This window comes from Sutcliffiella horikoshii, from assembly GCF_008180725.1.
GTDB classification, from domain to species: domain Bacteria; phylum Bacillota; class Bacilli; order Bacillales; family Bacillaceae_I; genus Sutcliffiella_A; species Sutcliffiella_A horikoshii_B.
This window is the reverse complement of the sequence record NZ_VTEV01000009.1, coordinates 100,542-124,333: the sequence shown is the minus strand read 5'-3', so window position 1 is coordinate 124,333 and position 23,792 is coordinate 100,542. Positions and strand designations below refer to the sequence as shown.

The following is a 23,792-nucleotide window of genomic DNA, read 5'->3' as shown; positions in this document are numbered from 1 at the left end:
AGTCGAGTAGAATGGAGCCTTTCTACCTTACGGTAAATTGTGCTCCAAACCCTCACAGAACCGTGCTTGCACTATTAATGCACACGGCTCCTCCTAGTCATCATTCACAGAATGTAGCTAATCTCTTTTCTTAAATCATAAATATTCACTTTAATTCTTGGTGAAGGTAGAGGATATTTATCAAGAAATAGTCTGAATTTATCCCATGTGAAGGATTTCCTTTGACTTCTTCTGTTAAGCCATTTAAACAGTAGTTCCTCGATTTTGCACTTGAAGTTGCTGACATTTAGACTATTATCAGTGATGCAATAATAGTTGTAGTAACCAATAAGTGAGCGCCGAAATCTGTCCATGATTATATGGACATTCTTATTTCTATTGTTCTTCAGCCATTCTTTAGATTCTTTTAATTTACTTTGGACTTTCTTTCTGCTCGATTTCCGTTTCATCCGAAATTTCCCTTGTTTACTTTTCCCACAATAGTGTGTAAAGCCTAGGAAATCAAAGGTTGCTGGTTTACTATTTCCCTTTTGTTTTGCATAATTCTCCGCAAAACGTCCGAAAGGAATAATTTTGGTTTTATCCTCGGCAATTTCCAAGTTAAATTTCTTTAATCTAAATTTTAATGATTGGAAGAATTTCTGAGCTTCGCTCTGATATTGAAAACAGCACACAAAATCATCTGCATATCTTACTATATATGCCTGTCCCTTGCACTGAGTCTTGACCCTTTTCTCAAACCATAGGTCGAGGACATAATGGAGGTACACATTAGCTAATATCGGAGATATTACTCCACCTTGCGGTGTGCCATTATCTGTTTTGAATTTCTTCCCTTCCTCCATGTATCCACCTTTGAGAAACCTGCCAATTATTCTTAATAGGCTAGGGTCTGCAATTCGCAGTTTTAAGAACTCCATCATCCATTCGTGGTCAACGTTGTCAAAGAATCCTTTTATATCTACATCTACTACATAATTTACTGACCTCTTTTCAATATAGAAGTTCAGTATTTTCAAAGCATCATGGCAACTACGGTTTGGACGGAATCCAAAGGAGCAGTCTAGAAAATCGTTTTCATAGATGGTGTTTAGTATCCTTGTAATGCCTTTTTGAACAATCTTGTCTTCGTGTTCCGGTATTCCTAATGGTCTTTTCTTGTTTGAATTAAGCTTCGGAATATACATTCTCCTTACTGGAACAGGACGATAACTTTTGCCTTTAAGCCTACTTACTAACTCCTCTATGTTTTCTTCTAAATTTTCACCGTACTGCTCTTTAGTTGTACCGTTAATCCCTGTTGCTTTCCTATTGGGTAGTTCATGATGACATTGAGCTAGTGCTTGCTTACTTAATAGATGTGCAAGAGATGTAAATTTCTTTTTAGGATCAGACTTTGCTAATTCTGCTATCCTTAGTAGTTTTGTTTCCATTTATTATCCCTACCTCTGTGTGTAGTAAATGTGTCCCAAGTAAGGGTGATAACTGGTAACAGCCTTTCCTCCATCGGCATTACCCAACTTCATTGGTACTACGCTGTTATCCGACTCCCTACAACGGCATTTGGTTTCCTTGCTTATTATCGCTTGTACACCATACTCTTCTTAAAAAAAAGAAAAGACCGGTAGGGTCTCCTGAGTTGCCGTACCATATCGATGTATAACGTGCCAAGGTCTATGACTCCAGAGAGGTTTTAACCTTCTTGCCTTTAACGAAGGATAAAATGTAGCTTTCTGCAGCGCGAAAAGCATCAGCCCTCTCGAATTACAATCATTATGGAGCTCAATCCCTTCAACCATTTGGCTTTCGGCCCGCCACCTCACTGTCTACGCTTAAAAACTAAAGTTACCTTTAGTCCTCCAAGACTCGTTACGAGCGAATGGCCAGTTCTTACTCGGCGGGAATCCCACCCGCTATATGATACAACCTATGCTCAGCCGCACTCGCGCCCGATTGNTGACTCCAGAGAGGTTTTAACCTTCTTGCCTTTAACGAAGGATAAAATGTAGCTTTCTGCAGCGCGAAAAGCATCAGCCCTCTCGAATTACAATCATTATGGAGCTCAATCCCTTCAACCATTTGGCTTTCGGCCCGCCACCTCACTGTCTACGCTTAAAAACTAAAGTTACCTTTAGTCCTCCAAGACTCGTTACGAGCGAATGGCCAGTTCTTACTCGGCGGGAATCCCACCCGCTATATGATACAACCTATGCTCAGCCGCACTCGCGCCCGATTGCCGAAAACTCGATCTCGAGATAACTTGTATTTGTTCTTCGGTTAAAGCTCCCACTTGTTAAAATAGGATGAGTAGTATAAATACATATTTGGCTTACATAATCGAGTATGTGAAACAAAAAATAATCTTTGTTAACTTTCATCTGAATTGCTAAGGATAGCGTCAATTTCCCTTGTAGCTGCAATATAGGAATCTAAAAAATGTTCAGGGTCCTCATTAATTTTAAAAATACTTTCTTGAAACTTAAGGACAATACCTAACCAAGCGATAGCATTATGTCTATCTAATGGATCTTCAAAGTTTAGTTTCAGTAATTTTTTATTTGCAAATCCTATTTTTTTTATATCATTTAACTTATACTTCTCTTCTATAATACTCTCGTCAACTGTTAAAAGTATGTGAGTTTGTATAATGGTATCAACGTATTCTGTTGTATTTAACAATAATTCTTTATTTTCTTTGGATGGTTCGCTTAATACAAGATGATAGGAAGTATTTATTGGTCTGAAAAGAGGTTGATGATCTTGGAGTCTTTCTCGTGAAACTTCTATTTTACTTTTTAGAACTGAAGAAGATCGATAGTTCCCATCTAATATACTCACAATAAAAAGAATTGCAAGAAAGCCAATAATAATAGATATACTTGTTTTTACTTTTTTAATTATGTAACTCACCTCCAATATAACGTACCTTAATACAGTTCGATTCTATCTCTTTCTTAAATAAAAGCCCTAGATTATTGAGTAACTTCCTTTTTAATTTTCTTTTGAAGGTTAAGATAAGTGCATATTGATAAGCAAATGAAGATTATCAACATACCGATCCCCATAATAATAGAGGCAATAAACCCGTGATAAAGTGAACTACCTAACAATAAGGAAATTATAATAAGACTCACAAGTCCTTTTTTTCTATTTTTTATATAAATTGATGTAAATATTGCAAATGCTACGGATGCTATGATTAAATGTGATAAAAAAACAATTATATACACCCCAGTACTAATGTCCAAACCTTATCCCCCTTACAGTTTATAAGTAACCTGTTATTCTGTTTAACTGCTACCAGTTACTAGAATAAAAAAACATATTCTATTTTCTGTACCATTCATCAGATTTAAACTTCTTAGGAATGCCTTGTTCAGACGGTTCATCAAAACCTAATTGTTCAAGAGTGTCAAACCATAAATCTATTTTCTAATCGGGCAAATTCATACCGCACCACGGACAATAATCTATATGTAAACTAGAACTACCACCGTCGTGAATTATTAACCCATACTCATCAAACTGGTTGTTGTAATATATTAGATTATCTTAGACAATCAAATGGATTGAAATGTTCCTCGCATTTAGAGTTGACCTGTTGTGTCATAGTTTCACAGTTCTAGCAATTTGAGTTAATAAATATATCTAAAAGTCTCATGCTTTCCATACTTGATAACAGTTTCAAATTCTTCTCCGCCATTTTTATCCTTTAATAGAGCATCCATCTTATCATCTTTGATATTGTAATGTCTCTTATTTAGAAAGCCCACACTTCGGATTGTAGGATGTTCTAAAATTGGTGTTAAGTCACCATCTAACACATTAGTATCAACAAATCTAAAGTCAATTAGGTTAGGAAATTGATTTAAAAAATTCAAATTCTCAAGATTACCACATGAATTAAGGCACAAAACCCGAAGATTCCTCAGAGAGAATATTTCTTCATTTGGTACAAATTTCTTGGATTGATTAATATGTAAATGTTCTAGCGTATCGGCTAATCCAGACAAACCAAAATCATTTTGTAATTTAGTACAATAATGTAGTTCTAAACGCTTTAATTTATTCATTTTTTCTATACAAAGAAAATCTTGTATATTGGACCAGTTTAATTCTAGATATAGGAGATTTTCTGGAAAACCAACAAAGTTTCCCAACTTATTCTTTTTATGATGCCAAAGAGTTAAATATTGAATGTTCTCAAGCTGAATCTCACTAAATTTTTCTTCTTTTAAGTTTAGGTAAGCTTGAAGATTTTCTGGTATTTGTTCAAACCAAATCGCCATATTCCTCCAGTTATCCATTTTTAATCACCCCGAAATTTTCCAGCATTTCTTTTATCTTATCATTTGGACTTATTAAAATAAACTCCCTATTCTTAGGTAAAAAGCGTTCCACTATGCTGCAATCGCCCTAGTTAGTGGAACAAGAAAAAATTATTTTCTATCATCTCTATGCCACATATCCTCGCCCATAATTCTATCAATGATATGATTATCTGCCCAAACTGCCGCTATTTCTAATCCTTCACATTCCGACTTACTAGCACTTCGAATTTCCCCTTTATAGTAAATGGAATATTCACCTGAAATACTATCAATGATACAAGATGGAGGTGGATATGCGTCATCGTCACTCTTAAACGGGCGATTTACAACAATGTCCAATCTCCTGATTTTAAAACATATTGATATACACCAACAATAAATTGGTACTCTTCTTCCTTTGAAATGTCTTCAATACTTTCTCCTATATATTTATAAATTCCTATGCCAGCATCTTTAAAAATTCTACCAAAAGCATACTTACCATTTGGCAAAGGTATAGCATATACATCACCAATTTTGATTCGTTTACGTTTCTTTCCTGTCATTAATTTCACCACATTTTTAGAGAATTTTGATACAAGTTTGATATTATGTTTTGGCTTTCAATCCTCCATAATCCTGCCCAATAACGAAATAAAGAAAAAGCTGAAGATCAGCTGGACAATCTTCAGTTATTGCCCCCGTTACTTGAACAAAGCTAGAATTTGGTTTCTATATTCATTAAACCCATCAATCCGTTTCTCATCCATCTCATATAATTAAATTACAGGAGCGGACTCTTTGCCTTCATTTCTACCTAAATATGCTATTTGACATGGATAAAACCTTTATCCACTTAAACTCATAACTATTATTTCTCTATACATCCATATTTAATCAATTCTATATATTCATCGATTTCAGGTATCATTTGCTCACTTAGTTTTTCAAATTCAATTCGCTTGTTTTGGTACAAGGCGATATACTTTTGGGTAATTTGCTCTAGCGCTAACATAGTCAAGTTAACCACTTTCTCGGGTGAAGCATGATTTTTTAAAAGCTGAGGATCTAGCAGTTTCCCTAGGTATTGGTCGCTGTAGTTCTCGACATTCTTTTGCAGAAGTTCTTGAACTTCTTCTTTCAGACCAACCGGCGGGTTTAGCAGTACATTAGCCACCAGGTTAGTTTCCTGACTGTACTTGAGCTGTACTCTTAACTTTGTTAATACGACTTCTTTGATTCGTTCAAAGAAGTCATCTGTTTCAAGTTTTTCTAACTCTTCCATTAACGTATTGCCAATAAGCTGCCGGCAATAGTCGATGACATAAAGGAAAAGATTCTTTTTATTTTTGAAGTAGTGAAACAATATGCCTTTAGAAATACCCGCTCTAGTTGTAATGGTATCTGTAGAAGTTTTCTCAAATCCTGTTTTGCCAAATTCCTCTATACAGATAGACAGAATCGATTGCTTCTTCTCTTTGGATAATTTCTCAAAATTGGGATACACGGAATAACCTCCAACTTTATGATGCTATGTCTTTTTTATTGTAATGAAGAAAAGTGGATGCCGTTGCAATCAGAATAATACCCATCATTATCAATAAATACAGAGGCCTGATTTCATTCTCAGCTATCAGTTCAGCAGCATCGATATATTTGAATACGCTAATATATTTTAGCATATTCAATTCTTCTGCTATTCCAGATGTAACGCTGAGTAGATAGGAGACGAACACAATTCCCAGTGATACGGCCGTTATAGTGCGTGATTTTTTCATTACAGCAGATAATAATAACGCAATGGCAGCGAATGTGAGATGAATCAACAGTGTTGCCATGACAAAGACGCTGTACGTTTTGAAGGGGATGGTGTCATCTGTAAATTGAAATCCTATTAAACTTATAACAACAATGGCCGCATTGATAATCAAGATGTTAGCAGCCACCGCCAAATATTTCTCTGCAATGATTCTTTTTCTTGAAATAGGTTTGGACAATAAAAATTCAATCGTCTTTTCATTTTCTTCCTTGGAGATGATGTTAGATGCCAGCATCACCGCATAGATACTCCCGAGTAAAGTTGTATATAAGTGAATCTGCATACCATAGAAGCCAATCAATGACCCGATATCCAGCCGGTCCATGCCGAACGCTTTCTTGAATTCGTCGGGATAGGCGTTTAACATTTGATTCATTGCTTCTTGGTCTTGCGAGAATTGTGGATAGATACTCATAGTCATCAGAATCATTCCCCCGATGATGAGGCTCCAGATGATCAGCGATTTTAAATTCTTCTTCAGTTCACGTTTAAAATCAACATTCTTTTTTTCACCTCTCCTATTCATAAAAGTGCATGAATACTTCTTCCAGCGAAGGTTCTTCAATGGTTAAGTCTTTGAAGTCCAATCCATATAAGTGATTCATCAGCTTCTTCACATCGCCACTGAATAATAAATGAATATCTTTACCCGTTTGCTGTATATCCACAATCCCTTCAAAGTCGAACTTCATTTCCGTAGGATTATCAACCAGCATGTGTATTTTCTTCAAATTATTCTTTGTGAGTGTCTCGATTCTCTCTACTTTTACCAGCCTTCCTTCTTTAATGATGGCCACCCGATCGCACATCTTTTGAACTTCACTTAGGATATGGGAGGAGAAAAAAATGGTTGCCCCTTTTTCATTTTCTTCTTTTAACAGATCAAAGAAAATATGCTGCATCAAGGGGTCCAATCCCCCTGTCGGCTCGTCTAAAATCAGCAGTTTCGGTTCATGCAGGATGGCCTGAATAATGCCGACTTTCTTGCGGTTTCCAAATGACAAATCTTCAATTTTCTTTTGTAGATCCAGCTGCAGCCTTTCAGCTAATTCATAAATCCTTTTCGTGTTCTTATACTGATAAAACTTTGCCGAATAAAGTAGTATGTCTATTGCTTTCATATCGTCATAGTAATGGACTTCAGATGGAAGATAACCAACATGTTTTCTTATTTCCCTGGATTCCGACACGATATCCTTCCCAAACAGAGAGGCAATTCCGTTTGTGGGATGAATGAAATTAAGGAGCGTTCGGATGGTTGTGCTTTTTCCAGCACCATTAGGACCAATGAATCCAAAAATTTCTCCCTCTCGGACGGAGAATGAAACATCTTCAATTCCTCGGCCCTTCCTATACTGTTTTGTCAGACCTTTAATCTCAATAACGTTCATCATCAAAACTCCTCACAAGGATATATTGACTGGTCAGTCAATATTGATTATATTCCTTAATTGACTCGTCAGTCAATGCCTTTGTGTTATATTAGCGCAAAACAAAAAAGCAGGAAGCGAATTACCGCCCCTGTATTGATGTCTATTTATTGAATTTACGTAAAAACTAAGAATAGCCACCTAAATTATATTATTATACCAGTTACTTCAATACTACTCATTTCAGCATTAGCAAGAGAGTTCTTCCATTAAATGGCCCTAAAATACAAAATGAGCACCTATTCTTCTTCAAGAAGAATGGCGCCCAATTGCTTAATGTAGCATTTATTTAATTCCATTAAAATAACATTTAATAAACAATATTCAATTAACAATACAGTATTGCCTCTATAATCTTAAGAAATAGATGCCTAATTTTTTGGTACTGAGTAAGTTCAAAATAGAATTGTCTATTTGAATTCAAGTTCTTTTCTTATTTATTAGTTATTCCTCCCTGAGTCCAAATTCGCTATTGTGGTATAAGTCTACTAATTCAACTGCATTATTTTCTGCTTCATTTTCATCAAAATCTTTATCGTTTAGCCATTGTTGGTAATGAGTAAGTTCATGAGTTATACTTTCCAGGTACGCATAAAGTGCATCAATCTCTGTCCGCTCTTTTAGTAATTCTTCATAATCACCCGTAGAAATTCTAATATATGGTTCTACATCCTTTTGATACGGAGCAAAAAAAGTGGCGGATACAAGTTCTTTAGTTGTGATATTTTTTATATAATTGCTTTTTTTTAAATATATCACAACTCTAACAGGAAATTCCATTTCAGTTCTAATCCATTTACAAAAATCTAAACAAACTTTCCGAACTTTCGGATTCACACCTCTTTCACATCTAACTCTTAATCCTTTTCTGGGGTAATTATCCATTATTTCTTTCCTTTCTTGTGTCCTCTTCCTGGTGTATGTTTTTTCATTTTTCTATTGGAGTCTTTGTTAGATCTTGACACAAATTTAGGATTTTTTTTCTTTTTTTCATTTATTTCTCTACCTTGTTTCTTTCTATTTGCTTTTCCTAAAGGTCCATTAGAAAATTTAGCTATTTTCTTTATTTTTCCTATTTTAATAAAATTTGATGCTACGGCCCATGCCACTTGTTTTTTATTACCACCAGCTTTATATGTTTTGTAGCCATCATAAATCGCAAACGCTGCGTTAACAGCCAACCAAGCCCACTGCCCATCTGGATCAACCATCATCACTGGGTTATTATCGGCATAGACATACCCATTTTGTGTAATTGGGTCATCACTGTCTCCAATGTCTGGATCACGGGAAAGAAATCTTCCAAGTGAAGGATCATAATATCTTGCCTGTAAGTAATACAGTTTTGTTTCCGTATCATATACATAACCTGCATAGCGTAATGGCTGACCACTGACAGAGGTTTGTTCGTTTGCTGCTAGTACATTTCCCCATGGGTCATATTCATAACTAGCTACTGTCTTTCCTGTTGTATCAATTATTTTGGAGACATCACCACGGTAATTGGTCACATAATAGAACGTGGTCCCTTGTTGATTGGTCATGCTTACTGGTTTACCACTCAACCATGTAAAGCTCCAAACAGTCACATTATTTGTATTGGTGATACGGATCAGTTCGGTCCCATCATAATGATAATTGAATGTATTGGACCCAACCTTTTTACTTTTTCTTAATCCATTTGGATGGTACGTATAGCTAGAAAGTGTAGATCCACTTAAATTCTTTACTTCTGTAAGTTGACCCAGCCCATCCCATAGGTACGAATATTTATCATCTTTAACAAGTTGGCCAGCATTATCATAAGTAAATGTTGCTACTTCATTCGCTTTATTAAAACTTAATGATTTTCCATTTGGATTTAGGAGGTTACCAGATTTATCATATTGATAATTTACTTGCGTACCTTTATGTTTCCAAGTCTCTAAGCGGCCTGCAAAATCATAGGTGAACTCTTGGGTAGTAGCCCCATCTGTATAGCTTTGCATATTCCCATCTGACTTATACAGATATTTAAATTGATGCTGCTCTAAACCAACTAAAGTTTGCTGTTTGTATAAACCATTCTCATCGAACTCCTGATAGTAATTGGTGGAACCATATTTCACACGAACCGGATTGCTTTTCTCATCATAATGGAACTCGAGCTTTCCGGAACCCGGTGCAGTTACATCTGTTACCCTACCAAGGATATCATGGTTATAACTGGTGGTAAATGAAGCATTCCCAACAGTTTCTATCATAGTTTTACGTAAACCATTGGAGAGGCTTGTTTCTACTGTATCATAAACATTTACTAATTTAATTCCACTTGGTTCTTGTGCCATTTTCACTCGCTTATTATCATCATACTTATACACGTAAGCCTGCTGATTTGCGAGTATCTGTTTTTTGATATTTCCTACTTTGTCATATTCATTCGTAAATAGCTTTAGTCCGTTTACCCACGTTTCTGTTTGTTGATCTTTCCGATCGTACTTATATTCTACTTTAGAAAGAATACTTGATCCCTTACCTCGTTCAACTAACTTTGTGTTACCGGCTTCATCGTAATCATATTGAATAAATTTACCTTCGGGATCCGTTTCTTTTGTAACTTGGTTTACGGCATTGTATTCAAAATCCGTGATGTACCCCCTAGGCTCTATTCTTTGTTTAAGGTTTCCTTGATTATCAAAGTGATAGTTTGTATGAATGCTATTGGCACTGTTAGGGTCGACAATGGATATTCTCGTAAGCCTATCTAAAAAGTCATAGTCATATGCTAAATGTTTACCAGTAGAGTTCGTAAATTTAATCTTGTTTCCATTATTATCGTACTCATAATTAGTGGCATTATTTAAGCTATTTAGTTGTTTTTCTACAAAATTACCATCTTTATAAAAAGTTTCACTTGTTGAACCATTCTCTTCCACTTTAATATTATCGAAGAATACTTCCCCGGTTTGTTGTCCATTAAAGATAGCGTAGATTTTCGCGGATATAATTTCCTTGTCTGCAAAAATGGTTTTCTTCGCAAATTGCCATTGATTCAAAACGTCTGGTTGAAATGGGATGGAATAAGGACCACTCTCCGTGTTATCCGGATGTCTTAACCACATTCGCAATTCAAACTCTTTATCTTTCGCATAGGGAACTGCATGGGTCGCATATGCCCAACCTGAAAAGGTTATCGGGGTATTTGCTTTTCCCTTTATAGGAAGTTCTTGCCCAATAAATCGTTTTCCGGATGAACCATGGATTTTAAAAGACTGAAGCCCTCTTCTTTTTCTCTCTGTGGTCAACCCGTCAATGGCTGTATTAATGGAATTGAGTGTCCATGAATCCGCTATATCCCATTCCATACCTGCATTTTCATTGGAATAATAAGTGTCAACCACTCTTCCATACATAACTTGGATGGCATCAAATGAAGCAGATCCCGTTCCTGTTACCAACAAGTCCACCCGTATAGAAGCCGTGTTGGAAGGTGCCTTAATAAAATCGGAAATCTGTGTCCAGCCTTGAGTTCCTTTTATTGTGGGGGTGAAATGACGAATGGATACGCCTTGAGCATCCGTAATAGTTTTATTCTGACTATCCAAGAAATACAGTCGCAATTGTGCTCCGTCACCCGTTAGGTTCTCTGTTTTAATAAAAGAAGATATCGTATATGCTTTGTCCGACTCATCCGGATCCACAGGAAATATTTGAGATAAGTACCCCGCATCCTCAGAACTTGATAAGGATATTTTTGCACTTTGGTTTCCTTTCGGAGCATCCGAGCTGATAGAATATTGACCGATACTTCGTTTAGTCCAATATTTTGGAAGTCCGTTGGTTGCGGATAATTCAAAATTACTATTTTTAATACGATTATGGGTAAGCCTTGTTGGAGTTGCATTCGACACGATATTCCCGTAAACATCATAGGTATTATAATCTGTTTCTCTGTAGTTATTGGAAGTAGAAACTAGATTACTTTTCGCATCATAGATATGTTCTTCAAAGGAACCATTAATAAGCATCTCTTTAGTTAAATTTGATTTATCATCATAATTATTGGTAACTTTTATATTGTTTGGTTCTACAACTTCTGTTACATTCCCTTTGTTGTCATATTCTGCTGTAGAAACTGCACCACTAGATGCACCAGAGATGCTGTCGGGTTCTGTAACTTTTGTTATCGTATTTCTATACCACTCATATTTTGTGGTTGCTGCAGTCGTCCCGCCAAAGTCCTCTGTTATCTCTATTACATTAGCCGTTGCCTTATTCTCATGATTGTCATGTTTATAATGCGTTTGATGACCTCTAGCATCTTTAAAGATAGTAGTAGATGAAGAAGGATACGTAATAGATGCAAAGTAACTTGTACTTCTTGGATCAATAATCTTCGTAGCTCTATTGGAAGCATCATACTCGAATGCACCTTTATTACCTAATGCATCCAAAACTTCTGTCAGGTAGTGGTTAGGGTTATAATTGAATCCTACAAGTTTCTTTTGAAGATCAGTCCGATTTGAAGCAAAAGTAATACTTTTTAAGCGTGTTTTTGTATTAACAGATTCATAGGTAAAAGAGGTTTCCGTACCCCTAAAGTCTTTTATTTTGTCCAGCATTCCATTATCCGTCCGATAGACAAGACTGATACTTCGTCCTGGTGTACCATTAAAACTTTCTGATATGGTGATAAGTTTTTTTGAGGAATTAAATCCATAATGTATAGTATTACCTTTTTCGTCTACTATACTTGTATTTTTTCCTTCTTCATCAAAATAATAAGCCGTTTCACTTGGATCTGTCATTTTGTATCCAGTTGGTGTTTTTTCCAGATTTAAAAAGACACCTTCAGGTGCGGAGTAACTGTTTGTACTATCATGTTGTTGCTTATTAAAATGATACCTCGTTCCATTACCATCCACATACTCCACAATAGATTTGTCTGAATTTGGCATTAAATGCCTTTGTCCACTAAACGTCCAACCGTATCCATAATTACCTGAATGATAGGACCGGCTATTATAGACCATTTTTAGATTAAAGGCATCTGTTTTACTTGGAAGGTTAAGAACATTTATATCGTAAACCACATTGCCATTTATGACATTGACGACTGCAGTACCTTCTCCTTGAAATAAATCAGGTGTATAGGTCCAATAATCCGTTAATCCTAATAATTCTTTCGGACGGTAGGTAATGACAAGCTTCGGTTTACCAATAATAGAACCATTCGGATTATTCCATTCTGAAGTACGGAAACGATGATTTTTTTTCTTGGCAGACTCCTCTGCGCTTGTTTGTTTTAGAATGAATCCGTAGTTAGGAAACTCATTGTTATACCAACCTTTAACTAAGGATGTAACATTAAGATAAGTTGGCCAGGAGGAGTTAATATTAAATTGATTAATACTAGCAACTGGAGTGGTGAGAAATGATGGCATGGTATCCCAACGTAACGTTTTAATGTCTGAAAAATTGCTAGTAATTCGATGAAGGTGTAACGACGGTGTTCCTGTATCATTATTTTCAAATATATTGATACCAAGTTTAGCATCGACAATTTCAGCATTAGGAATGGTTGGGAGCTGATTCCATTTCATGATACTTCTCGTATTTCCGTAATAGTCTGTATGCCCAACAGACATAAAGTCTAAATTATGATAGTTATCAGTAGGTCTAGCACTGGATAAGAACGTATCCTGAGGATAAAACAAATCTAACCATGGATCTATAATAACTGGATAAACTCTATCAGGGTGAGATAGGTATTCTTCGCTAGCAGTAATAACTAGAGTAAAAGTATCCTCAGATACTTCTATAATTTCCTGTGAGACATCCAGGGATATCTCATCATTTTCTTGGTTAGAATCAAACATAAACGGAGATTGAATATAAAACAAAAATTCTTTGGTGCCTTTATCAAGAAATTCTATACTTCCATCCTCTCGAGTTTGAGGAAGTACTCCTTCTGCGTGAATATTAAACTTAAATACATTTTTCCCGTTATAGGAATCAAGAATTATATTTTCTTTAATTCTGCTTCCATCCAAAATATATTCAAACTTGACACCAGGGTATAGATTCTCGTATGTTATCTTATTTTCTTCGCTAGTAGCTTTAATAGGTTGGATATCTGTATGAGTATCTGGATCGTCACTATCAGTATCATCAACAGCAGAGATAGTTACCACTTTTTCACCAATAGTATAACTGAAAATTGAATTATCTTTATAACTTGGTTCCTGGTTAAATGTTACGTCAAAAGAGTTTGAACTATTTGTATACACTTCATCTTCTTTTGAATAAGAAAATGTATTCTCAATTTCTTGCCATTCATTTTCCTCAAGAAAATGAATAGGCTCTAGATAGACTTCAGCAGTATAGGTCCCGTTATCGTTTTCATATACTTTTGAATTTTCGCTTCTGAGTGTTACTATTTCTTTATCTTCTGAAAGCTGTTCTATATTGTTATAGTCTATTAATTCTTGTTGCTCTATTGTTTCATTTTCAACTTCTTGATCTTCACTTAAGCTGTTGTTTGATAGTGCTTTTACATTCATTTTTTCATATGGGATGGAACTAAAAACTAACAAGATAACCAATGTAAAAATTACGAATTTCCTCAGTGTTTGCACTTCTTTCATTTCTCCTCTTTTTTAAAAGTTTTAAGCATCTTTAACCATTAACCTACACTATTTTTTTCATCATCCCCATCCCAGTAATGTAATAGCTTAATATTTCCACAAGCTATTAATTTGAACTTAGCAATTTCTTTCATTTATGTAAAGATTTATTTTTGAATAGGCAAGAAAAAGAAAAGAGCTGAGAATTATTGACCTAATCGGTCATTTAATTTGTTCAGCTCATCTGTCTTGGTTATTTCAGTATTTAATTCTAGATATAACAAATCATTTTCTACATTCATACCAGCCATAATAGATATACCAAGCAATTCGCTAATATCACTTGGGTTTAAACAAGTAATGGGTAGAAAGAATTACCTCCAAGACATGATTAGATTATCCACTAAAAATTCTAACTAAATGCTTCTAGGAGGTTTAATCTTTTCTTGGACTTATTAAACTTTTTCTTTGTCTAATCAAGTGTGCAATTAAACCGATTATAATACCTGCTGAAAAAGCAATTAATGTTGTTTGTAACATATGATAATCCTTCTTTACTTTCTAATATTAATTCGTCAACTCAGGAAGCAAATCCTTGTTCAAATGGTCAATTGGTTTTGAAGCACTTAATTTCATTCTATTATCTCGAATTCGAGTATTCCATATAATGGCCCGTTTGTTGAATAAGCCATTTTATTTTAGCCGGTGTAAAAACTAATGAAATCAAGAGGCTAAGGTATGGCATCTATAAAAAAACAGGTCTAATCCTTCATAGGACCAGACCTGTTTTTTGATATATCAGTCCCGTTTCGCTTTCGAACGGACTTCTAGTAGTTTGTTTTTGAGGTCGTTTTCCATTTGGACGAGTTCTAGTTCTACTTGATGGCGTTTTTCTCGGCCTTCTTGTTGGATCTGTAAGGTTTCTTCAAGTGTTTCGATTAGGTTTTCTTGCGTTTTCTTCAGCGTTTCTATGTCAACAAGACCTCGTTCGTTTTCACGTGCTGCAGAAATTGTGTTTTGTTTAAGCATTTCGGAATTTCGCAATAATAGTTCATTGGTAGTCTCAGAAACATTTTTCTGTGTATCTACCGCCTTTTGTTGATTATATAAGGATACCGCAATAACCAGTTGGTTTTTCCATAGTGGTATGGCTGTAAGGATGGAAGATTGAATTCTCTCCACCAGTGTCTGATTTGTATGTTGGATCATCCTGATTTGCGGTGCCATTTGCAAGGTGATTTGACGGCTAATTTTTAGGTCGTGTGTGCGCTTTTGAAGGCGGTCTGCAAATTGCATCATATCACTAACGGCCTGTACATCCATTTGATTGTTCGTTTGCCTTGCTTTTTGTTCTAGCTTCGGAATAATGGTTGCTTGAATTTCATCAAATTTATGTTCCGCTGCTGCGATATAAATATTTAATGCCTGGAAGTAATCTTTGTTTTTGTCGTATAAAGATTCAAGCATAATATTGTCACGCTGCAGCACCTTTTTAAAGCTTTCCAGTTGATCAGAAATTTTATCGATTTCAAAACCAATTTTGCGGTATTTCGCAAAAAGTTGTTGTACTGAATTATTGACACCTCCAAAAAGTTTTCCAAAGAATCCTTTTTTCTGAGATTCAAGTTCTCCAGGTTTCACTTCTTTGATTTTTTTCATTAATTCAGAAACGACTTCTCCTACCGGGCCTGCGTCCTTTGCCTGAACATGGGACAATATCGAGTTGGAAAAAGTAGACAGTTCATTTTGAGCCGTAACACCGTAGGAAGATATGGCCTGTTGATCATTCGGATCAATTTGTTTTGCAATATCGATTGCTTTCGCTTTGTACTCTTCAGAAAGTGTATCCATTACCTTTTCTCTTTTAGGTTCTGATTGAACCTCATTTAGATCTTGCGTCATCATTTCGTTTTCCATTTTAGGTGTCGCGAATGGATTGTTTAATAAGTCATTCAGTGTATCTTCTTTTACTTGATTTTTTACCTGGTCATTGTTTTTCATTGTCACTCACCCCATAAGCTACTTCTTCTCAATTATTCTCTTATCTGTATCAATCTGTTGATAATTCATAAGTTTGATTTCTGTCGTAAGATTATTCATATCCCCTGACAGTACTGCCATCATCTCTTTTTCCATGCTGCGTTCTAATTGTTTTAAAGCACCTTCCGTTTCTCTAAGAGCTAGAGAAACTTCATGAGTCCGCACTGGTTGATTTAGTAGATGAACATATTTTTCAGTGATGATAGCAGATGAATCCAGGTGATGGTGAAAGAAGTTTTGTGCTGTACGGTACCGTACCGGCTCCTTTTCCACCATTTTAATGATCTTTGTTGAAATCTTAGATAATTTTGTTATCGTTTGATAAACAAAAATTGAGCGTACTTTAAATCTTGAACTATTAATTTTCTTTGCCTTTTCTTTAGCTTCTTTTAATTGAGCAATAACATATTTTTTCTCTTTACGTTCAATCTTTTCCAAGTCATTATTAGGAAGCAGTTTTCTCTTCAAAGCCCAGTAGCTTCCGAGAAAGCCGCCAAAAGCGCCAAGGATACCGAGTTGAATTTGATTACCAGTTAGAAGAAATACTATTAAAAAACCGATGGCAGCTAAATTAAACGATAGTATGATAATAAAACTGTGCAGTAAAAACCGTTTCATAACTTCACTCCTCACCTTTTAAAAGGCTTAAAATAAACTATATCTTTCTTACGTTTTTAACAACGGAAAGGTTTCAATTAATTATAGTTTTATTATAAGGGATAGAAGTCGGAATACGAAATATTTTATATATCAGCCAATAGAATAAATGAAAATAGCCCTTGATTATGTTGATATCAAGGGCTTTAAAGTTTATTAAATTCCTATGGAAACATATTTCACTTCTAAATATTCTTCCATCCCGTGATGTCCGCCTTCTCTGCCGATACCACTTTCTTTCAATCCGCCAAATGGAGCCTGTGCCACAGATGGTGCCCCATCATTCACACCAATAATGCCATAATCAAGCCCCTCTGTAACTCGATAAATCCTGGACATTTTCTCGGTGAATACATACGCTGCCAATCCATAAGGAGAATTGTTAGCTCTCTTGATTGCCTCTTCTTCCTCTTTAAATGTGGTAATTGGAGCAAGAGGACCAAATGTTTCTTCGTTCATGCAAAGCATTTCGTCTGTTACGCCAGTAATGACTGTCGGTTCCATGAACGTTTTTTCTTTCACTTCGCCACCAAAAGCAACGTCTGCCCCTTTTTCTTTGGCATCACTTAAGTGCTCTTTCACTTTTTCTAATGCATCTTCATCAATCAGTGGTCCAAGGTCCACTCCGCGTTCCATCCCGTTTCCTACTTTTAGTTTAGAAACCTCTTTGACAAAAAGTGACGTGAATTCTTCCGCTACACTCTCCTGCACATATATTCTATTGGCACAAATACATGTCTGACCGGCATTTCTGAATTTTGACTGAACAAGTCCTTTTGCTGCCTTCTCAAGATCGGCATCATCAAATATGATAAACGGGGCATGTCCGCCAAGCTCCAATGATAATTTCTTGACTGTGTGAGATGCTTGTTCCATTAATTTCTTACCAATCTCCGTAGAGCCTGTGAAAGTAAGCTTTTTCACATCTTTATGTTTCATTAAAGACTCACCAATGACAGAAGACTTACCCGTGATGACTTGCAGAACTCCTTTTGGGACCCCTGCTTCATCTGCATATTTTGCCAAAAGCAAAGCAGTTAGTGGAGTCTGTCCAGCTGGCTTCACGATCACCGTACATCCCGCAGCTAGAGCAGGAGCAACTTTCCTAGTAATCATAGCGGCTGGGAAATTCCACGGCGTGATTGCGGCAACAACGCCAACCGGCTGTTTTTGAATTAGGACTCTTTTGTCCTTTGAAGAAGATGGAATAGTTTCTCCGTATATTCTTTTACCTTCCTCTTTGTACCAATCTACAAAACTATTCGCATACCCAACCTCTCCCAATGCTTCGCGGAACGGTTTGCCTTGCTCCTTTGTAAGGGTTTCTGCAATATGCTTTTTATTTTCCTCTAATAAAAGGAACCATTTATTTAAAATATCTGCACGTTCATATGCCGTATAGTTCCTCCAAGTTTGAAAGGCTTCTTCTGCATGTTGAACCACATTTTCCAGTTGGTCCTCTGAGATGCTAGGTACCGTACCAATCACTTCTCCTGTTGCTGGGTTGGTCACCTCAATAACTTCCTCGGTATTCACCCATTCCCCGTTTATGTACATCGAATATTTTTCCATTATGTTCCCTCCATTCAAAGTTTTCAGGACATTCTCTTTAATATATTCACTCTTTATGGGACATTCCCTTTATTGAACACAAAAAAACACCCGTTAAGGTGTTTTTTGTTCGGCAACTGCAACTGGTTGACGAAATAATCTTAAACCATATATTAAAATCAATGTTAAAGATAACATCCCAAAAACAATAGCCATCATTTGAAGTCCAATAGTATCGAGGAAAAGCCCTGTTCCAAGAAGAACTACCTGGAACAACACGCGATCCAACATATTCCGGAATGAGAAAAAGCGTCCATGGTACTCTTTCGGTATTTTTGTTTGAAAGATGGTTGCTGCAATTGGGAAGAAACATCCAACCGCCAAGCCAAATAACCCAAAAGAAAATAGTGTCATCCATTTAATGTCTGCAAAAAACAAACTCAGGTGAGAAATTGCGATGAGTGTAACAAAGAAAAACATTAACGGTACCATATTGTTATCATTGGATATACGTTTTACGGCAAATGCTCCGATCATAAAGCAGACACCTTCAATCGTGTAAATCCAGCTTTTAATTGTTTGATCATCTTGAATTTCACTGATGTTGATGACCATCAGGTTGAAACCGCCAATGAATAAAAATGGGATAAACGTTAGAATTAATACGGTAAGAGCTATCGGTGTTTCCTTTAAAACCGGCAGGACCTCTTTGAAGTCTCCCGATTTTTTGTTCTTGCCTTCTAGTGCATCGTTTTGGTTTGGTTCTTCAAAGTTTAGTAAAAAGGTAAGTAAGAATAGTATTCCATAAGCAACCATAGAAGCCATATACAAGGAAGATAAGCTCATAATGACTAGCATCGCACCTGCAAGGGCTGTCCCTGCAATTCTAGAAACAGTGGATACATTCATGTGTACCCCGTTCATTTCTAATAAGTCTTTGTCTTTCACAATCAGAGGTATAGATGATTGCAACGCCGGAAAATAAAATGCAGCTGACAGCTGAATGGCAATCATGAAAATGATCATGAAAAGAATAGATTGATATTCAATTGCTAGAAACATAAATACTACGCTGATCATCCGTCCAAATCCTGAAATTAGCATTACTCGCTTTTTACTTGTTGAATCAATAATTTTACCGGCTAATGGTCCTACCATCACCCCTGCAAGTAACCCTGCAAACAGAATAAGAGACTTGGCAAAGTCTGAAGGAACCAATGCCTGCATAAACTCCAAGTTTCCTATAATACCAGTCCATAAGCCTAGACCCGCGATAAATTCACCTATTAAAATAATCCATACATTCCGGTTTTTCCACATTATAGTTTCTCCGATCGGTTGTGTTGTTGTAAGAAAACTATACCACGGAATGAATTAATTCGCTACTCGAAATTTCTGTTAGTAAGCTTACATTCAGCACAAAAGCAGTTACCCCCGGGATTAAGGTAAGGCCTTTAACTGGCGATGAGGACTTCTCTCCTCTTGTTTTCTCATCAATGAGGTCTTCATAACGGTGATGAGGACTTCTCTCTTCTTGTTTCCTCGTCAATGAGGTCTTCATAACGGTGATGAGGACTTCCTTCCTCCTTTTCCCTCGTCACTGAAGTCTTCATAACGGCGATGAGGACTTCTCTCCTCTTGTTTCCTCGTCACTGAGGTCTTCATAACGGCGATGAGGACTTCTCTCCTCTTGTTTCCTCGTCACTGAGGTCTTCATAACGGTGATGAGGACTTCTCTCTGCCCTTTTCCTCGTCACCAAGGTCTTCATAACGGCGATGAGGACTTCTCTCCGTCTTTTTCCTCGTCACAAAGGTCTTCATCACAGCGATGAGGACTTCTCTCATCCTTTTTCCTCGTCACTGAGGTCTTCATCACTGTCTTTTTGTTATGTACAACTTTTAAATAAATTCCACCTAAAAACAATAACCATGAAGCACCCATTGCAAATCCACCCAATACATCAAGCGGGTAGTGCACCCCTAAATAAACCCTGCTAAATCCAATTAGTCCTATTAAAACGAAACAAACAGTCATCAAAGTATTCCTTATCCAGTTTTTCTTAATCATCCAGTAACACAAGAATGCAATAGCCCCGAAGAAAGCCATGGAATTCATCGAGTGTCCACTTGGAAAGCTATAGAAACCTGCTTCTACTACATGATCTAAGCTTGGTCTGTCTCTTGAAAAAATCGTCTTTAAAAATGTATTTAGCATTCGCACGCCTACAAGATTTACCCAAAGAAATAAAGCTAAATACCAGTTTCTTTTCCAAAGAATGAATAGGGTCATAACAACAAGTGCCGGGTAGAAAAACAGCTTTGATCCTATATAGGATAAAAAAATAAAAAAACCATCCCTCTCACCTATTCTATAAAGCCTTTCACCCACCATCCTGTCCCATGACTCAGTTGGCTCAAGATGAATCAATAATGTTACCAAGAGAAAGATAAAAAAAAGAATACCACTTACTTTAAACATAGCGTTTGGTTTTATATTACTATTCATGATGTCACTCCCGACAAAAAAGGCTAACTCCCTGTATCTTAGAGTTAGCCTTAATCCTGGGATTATAAGCTTTTTAGCAATAATTTTTTCAATAACGGAAAGAGCACATCTGGTAACTCTTCAATATCCGGAACTAAAATACTATACTTGCCATACATATTTTGAATGGTTTTTACTTGTCCCTCATCAATTTCTCCGTTAGCCAAGAATACGTTGATGACTTCAAGTCCGTTTTTCCTAGCTTCCATAACAGCTTGATGTGTATCGACTATCCCGTTCTTTTCGTAGTCCATCGCCGCGGGTTCCCCGTCAGAGAAAACGAGTAGGAATTTTTGTTTTTCACTTCGATTCACAAGTCTTTTCGTCATATGTCTAATCGCATAACCATCCCTGTTATCTTCTTCAGGTTCAAGCTGTAAAATTTCTGGCCCTGATGCAGGTCTGAGACTTGAGTTGAAGTCTATCACTGTTTTAAAGTAGTTCGGTTGATTTGTTTTTGTTGCATCATTTGTATCTTCCCAGAATCCTACCACTTCATGTGGGACAAAGACGGATTTTAAAGCTTCATGAAAAAGAGTGATTCCAAACTTAGTCTGTTCCATTTTATCGAACATGGAAGCCGAGCAATCAACCAAAAGTGAGAAAACAGCATCAATTTCAATTGAGGGATTATCTTTTTTATAGAAAACTTTTGGGTTTTCTTCTGTAAACCAAGGTAAGAGCTTTTTGCTTAATCTGCCGAATGGAAGATCACTTCTTGGCATGATTTTTTTGTGCTCCAACGTTTTCTGTATCAGTTGTTTTAATTTCTTTTGATAGGTGGAGACAAACAGTTTATATTCTTCATAATCTGAAAAATGTTCCGCTGATATCATCTCGGGTTTTAAGAAGACCGGATACGCGAATTTGTTTTCTTTTCCAAACTCTGCGCCGCTGCCTCCTTCTTTTTTTGTATCATTCAGAACGTCTAGTGCTTCTAGCTTCGAATAATCATTTTTATTCGTCTGCTGACTCTCGCCTTGGACAAAGCCCATAGCCTGGTCTCCATCTTCCCCTTCACGAACGCCTTCTCCCATTAGATCGGTTTTCGTTCCTTGTTCCATATCAAACTGGAGAAAGCTTTTATTGTTGCTTTCTGATTCACGATGCCAAGTCGGTAGTTTGTCTTCATGAACGTCTTCTTCGTCATCCTCATTATCATGTTGTTTTATATCGTCATTTTTCAGTTCGCTTTTTCTTTTCATCTCATCAAAGGTCGGGGACTCGTCTTCTTCTTGCATCTCTGAAAAGTCCGGTAGGAAAAAATACGTATTAAGCATATCCTTTTCCAAGAGGTCTTCTACCACTTCTACGATGGTTTGGACACTACGATAAATATCTTTCGTAGTTTTTGCTTCATAAGATTTAGCAATTTCGTCCCGAAGAAATGGGAGAGCTAGGTCTAACTCCTCATTTAATGGAGGTACTTCCTCCAAAGGATTATCGGTGGTCAATAAGAGATACAATAGATTGTAAAGTGCATCAGTCATAATATTTCTTTCCATATTGACCGTAAGTTGGCTTCTAAAATATTTACGATATTCCACTCTTCTCACCAGAAAGGTTTTCGTGGTGCCTGGTCTCTCTCGTTTGCAGAGTTCCTCAAGTCTTATGTCTTCCATCAGAATAAACAATTGTCTGCTAAAGCTTGATAAGCGAGTTCTTTTCATAAAAGCAAAAAGCTGTTTAATCACTTTATAGTCAGTATGTGCAACAGATCCCACACTTCGTAAATACACATCGCTTTTCATGCCATGTAGTTTTTCAAAATGAGGATGGTTATCCCAAAATAAACTGATATACATTTTATTCGAATATGGGTCATAGTAGGACTTGAAGGCATATTCCACTTCAAGGTCCTTTTTCTTTGAAAGCGAAGTCGCTAAGTCCGATAGCTCCATAAATAGAAAGGAATCAATTTTTTTATCATTAAAAACGATAGGTCTCACGTTAATCTCCTCATTCAAACAAAGTTTGTGCGATGTTTAAGATAGCGGCTTTTTCTCTATCATCTTCCAACTTTTCAACAATACCACGCTTTATTGCTCTAAGCGGCGGCAAATATACACTAAGATCACAAGTGTCTAATAATGCGCGCACAGACGCAGCTTCTTCGGATAGATTTCCGTTTTCAACAAGCGCGATAAGGTCAGCAGATAATGTTACATACTTACTTAGCAGCTTTTCATCTTCCAACTTGGATTGACTTTTCAGGACTTGAAGTAAAACCTCTCCCTGTACATACGGTACATCAATGACAACAAAACGATTTTTCAATGCTTCATTTAATGGTACCGTTCCCACATACCCTTCATTAATGGCAGCAATAACGCCAAAGTCCAGATTTGCTTTGACTACTTCACCAGTAAAAGGATTCGTAATGGTTTTACGGTAGTCCAATACTCCGTTTAGAATCGGCAAGGTTTCTGGTTTCGCCATATTTATCTCATCTATATATAAAAGGTTTCCTTGCTTCATCGCATTGATTACTGGACCTGGCACAAACTCTATCGTCGCTTTTCCATCATTATTGTGAATTGTCTTAAAGCCAAGTAGTGCTTCAGCATCTAAATCTACAGAGCAGTTGATACTATGCATCGGTTGATGAAAAATGGAAGATAACGTTTCTGCCAACTTCGTTTTTCCAGAGCCGGTTGGTCCCTTTAAAAGAACGTTCTTCCCCATAGATAAGGCAATGATACAATCAAACAGCACGTCATCGTCAGCTGATGTGTAACCTGCAGCTCCAATAAGGGAACTGGTTCCTTCTTTTTCTTTATTGCTTTTTATCTTTTCTTGAATAGCTGTAGGTAATTGATCTATAGCAAACATTTT

General features: G+C 36.5%; 17 protein-coding genes and 1 pseudogene. All 18 read right to left on the bottom strand.

Annotated elements, in window-relative coordinates:
- Positions 1–104 precede the first annotated feature (104 nt).
- The 18 genes and pseudogenes from ltrA to FZC76_RS19395 all read right to left on the bottom strand — a co-directional run bounded on the left by ltrA (position 105) and on the right by FZC76_RS19395 (position 23,789).
- The gene (ltrA, locus tag FZC76_RS19480; RefSeq protein ID WP_148989837.1) at positions 105–1,433 is read right to left on the bottom strand and encodes a group II intron reverse transcriptase/maturase; all 1,329 of its coding nucleotides are present in this window, start codon (positions 1,431–1,433) and stop codon (positions 105–107) included.
- Between the two features lie 934 nt (positions 1,434–2,367).
- A complete protein-coding gene (locus FZC76_RS19475; protein WP_148989836.1) occupies positions 2,368–2,916 on the bottom strand; it encodes a hypothetical protein in 549 nt (182 codons plus the stop codon).
- Between the two features lie 411 nt (positions 2,917–3,327).
- Positions 3,328–3,504 (bottom strand): annotated as a pseudogene (locus FZC76_RS23740) (DUF6980 family protein).
- Between the two features lie 131 nt (positions 3,505–3,635).
- A complete protein-coding gene (locus tag FZC76_RS19465) occupies positions 3,636–4,307 on the bottom strand; it encodes a hypothetical protein (RefSeq protein ID WP_148989835.1) in 672 nt (223 codons plus the stop codon).
- Positions 4,308–4,439: 132 nt separating this feature from the next.
- The gene (locus FZC76_RS23365) at positions 4,440–4,670 is read right to left on the bottom strand and encodes a hypothetical protein (protein ID WP_222928523.1); all 231 of its coding nucleotides are present in this window, start codon (positions 4,668–4,670) and stop codon (positions 4,440–4,442) included.
- On the bottom strand, positions 4,655–4,876 hold the full coding sequence (locus FZC76_RS23360; RefSeq protein WP_222928522.1) for an Imm26 family immunity protein: 222 nt from the start codon (positions 4,874–4,876) through the stop codon (positions 4,655–4,657). Before FZC76_RS23360 ends, FZC76_RS23365 begins: the two co-directional genes overlap by 16 nt.
- A 305-nt stretch (positions 4,877–5,181) precedes the next feature.
- The gene (locus tag FZC76_RS19455) at positions 5,182–5,817 is read right to left on the bottom strand and encodes a TetR/AcrR family transcriptional regulator (RefSeq protein WP_148989834.1); all 636 of its coding nucleotides are present in this window, start codon (positions 5,815–5,817) and stop codon (positions 5,182–5,184) included.
- Positions 5,818–5,833: 16 nt separating this feature from the next.
- Positions 5,834–6,655: an ABC transporter permease subunit gene (locus FZC76_RS19450; RefSeq protein WP_148989833.1), complete on the bottom strand. Its 822-nt coding sequence runs from the start codon at positions 6,653–6,655 to the stop codon at positions 5,834–5,836.
- Positions 6,648–7,520: an ABC transporter ATP-binding protein gene (locus tag FZC76_RS19445; RefSeq protein ID WP_148989843.1), complete on the bottom strand. Its 873-nt coding sequence runs from the start codon at positions 7,518–7,520 to the stop codon at positions 6,648–6,650. Before FZC76_RS19445 ends, FZC76_RS19450 begins: the two co-directional genes overlap by 8 nt.
- 483 nt (positions 7,521–8,003) lie before the next feature.
- Positions 8,004–8,444, bottom strand: a complete 441-nt coding sequence (locus FZC76_RS19440) for a hypothetical protein (protein WP_148989832.1) — start codon at positions 8,442–8,444, stop codon at positions 8,004–8,006.
- Positions 8,444–14,185, bottom strand: a complete 5,742-nt coding sequence (locus FZC76_RS19435; RefSeq protein ID WP_148989831.1) for a DNRLRE domain-containing protein — start codon at positions 14,183–14,185, stop codon at positions 8,444–8,446. The genes FZC76_RS19440 and FZC76_RS19435 overlap by 1 nt, the downstream gene beginning before the upstream one ends.
- A 777-nt stretch (positions 14,186–14,962) precedes the next feature.
- Complete coding sequence (locus tag FZC76_RS19430; RefSeq protein ID WP_148989830.1) at positions 14,963–16,165, bottom strand: toxic anion resistance protein; 1,203 nt, start codon at positions 16,163–16,165, stop codon at positions 14,963–14,965.
- 18 nt (positions 16,166–16,183) lie between these two features.
- The gene (locus FZC76_RS19425; protein WP_148989829.1) at positions 16,184–16,822 is read right to left on the bottom strand and encodes a 5-bromo-4-chloroindolyl phosphate hydrolysis family protein; all 639 of its coding nucleotides are present in this window, start codon (positions 16,820–16,822) and stop codon (positions 16,184–16,186) included.
- A 195-nt stretch (positions 16,823–17,017) separates the two neighbouring features.
- Entirely contained in the window at positions 17,018–18,418 is a 1,401-nt protein-coding gene (locus tag FZC76_RS19420) for an NAD-dependent succinate-semialdehyde dehydrogenase (protein ID WP_187442159.1), read from the bottom strand.
- Positions 18,419–18,526: 108 nt separating this feature from the next.
- Entirely contained in the window at positions 18,527–19,732 is a 1,206-nt protein-coding gene (locus FZC76_RS19415; protein ID WP_148989827.1) for an MFS transporter, read from the bottom strand.
- A gap of 445 nt (positions 19,733–20,177) precedes the next feature.
- Positions 20,178–20,918 carry a phosphatase PAP2 family protein gene (locus tag FZC76_RS19405; RefSeq protein ID WP_148989825.1) on the bottom strand — a complete coding sequence of 247 codons (741 nt, stop codon included), beginning with the start codon at positions 20,916–20,918 and terminating at the stop codon, positions 20,178–20,180.
- Between the two features lie 62 nt (positions 20,919–20,980).
- A complete protein-coding gene (locus FZC76_RS19400) occupies positions 20,981–22,906 on the bottom strand; it encodes a vWA domain-containing protein (protein ID WP_148989824.1) in 1,926 nt (641 codons plus the stop codon).
- A gap of 10 nt (positions 22,907–22,916) precedes the next feature.
- Positions 22,917–23,789 (bottom strand): ATP-binding protein, encoded by an 873-nt coding sequence (locus FZC76_RS19395; RefSeq protein WP_148989823.1) that lies wholly within the window; start codon positions 23,787–23,789, stop codon positions 22,917–22,919.
- Positions 23,790–23,792: the final 3 nt, after the last annotated feature.

Coding starts and splice junctions, on each gene's coding strand:
- FZC76_RS19395 (WP_148989823.1), bottom strand. CDS start 23,789: ATGTTTGCTATAGATCAATTACCTACAGCTATTCAAGAAAAGATAAAA.
- FZC76_RS19440 (WP_148989832.1), bottom strand. CDS start 8,444: ATGGATAATTACCCCAGAAAAGGATTAAGAGTTAGATGTGAAAGAGGT.
- FZC76_RS19450 (WP_148989833.1), bottom strand. CDS start 6,655: ATGAATAGGAGAGGTGAAAAAAAGAATGTTGATTTTAAACGTGAACTG.
- FZC76_RS19405 (WP_148989825.1), bottom strand. CDS start 20,918: ATGAATAGTAATATAAAACCAAACGCTATGTTTAAAGTAAGTGGTATT.
- FZC76_RS19465 (WP_148989835.1), bottom strand. CDS start 4,307: ATGGATAACTGGAGGAATATGGCGATTTGGTTTGAACAAATACCAGAA.
- ltrA (WP_148989837.1), bottom strand. CDS start 1,433: ATGGAAACAAAACTACTAAGGATAGCAGAATTAGCAAAGTCTGATCCT.
- FZC76_RS19430 (WP_148989830.1), bottom strand. CDS start 16,165: ATGAAAAACAATGACCAGGTAAAAAATCAAGTAAAAGAAGATACACTG.
- FZC76_RS23360 (WP_222928522.1), bottom strand. CDS start 4,876: ATGACAGGAAAGAAACGTAAACGAATCAAAATTGGTGATGTATATGCT.
- FZC76_RS19435 (WP_148989831.1), bottom strand. CDS start 14,185: ATGAAAGAAGTGCAAACACTGAGGAAATTCGTAATTTTTACATTGGTT.
- FZC76_RS19445 (WP_148989843.1), bottom strand. CDS start 7,520: ATGAACGTTATTGAGATTAAAGGTCTGACAAAACAGTATAGGAAGGGC.
- FZC76_RS19415 (WP_148989827.1), bottom strand. CDS start 19,732: ATGTGGAAAAACCGGAATGTATGGATTATTTTAATAGGTGAATTTATC.
- FZC76_RS19425 (WP_148989829.1), bottom strand. CDS start 16,822: ATGAAACGGTTTTTACTGCACAGTTTTATTATCATACTATCGTTTAAT.
- FZC76_RS19420 (WP_187442159.1), bottom strand. CDS start 18,418: ATGTACATAAACGGGGAATGGGTGAATACCGAGGAAGTTATTGAGGTG.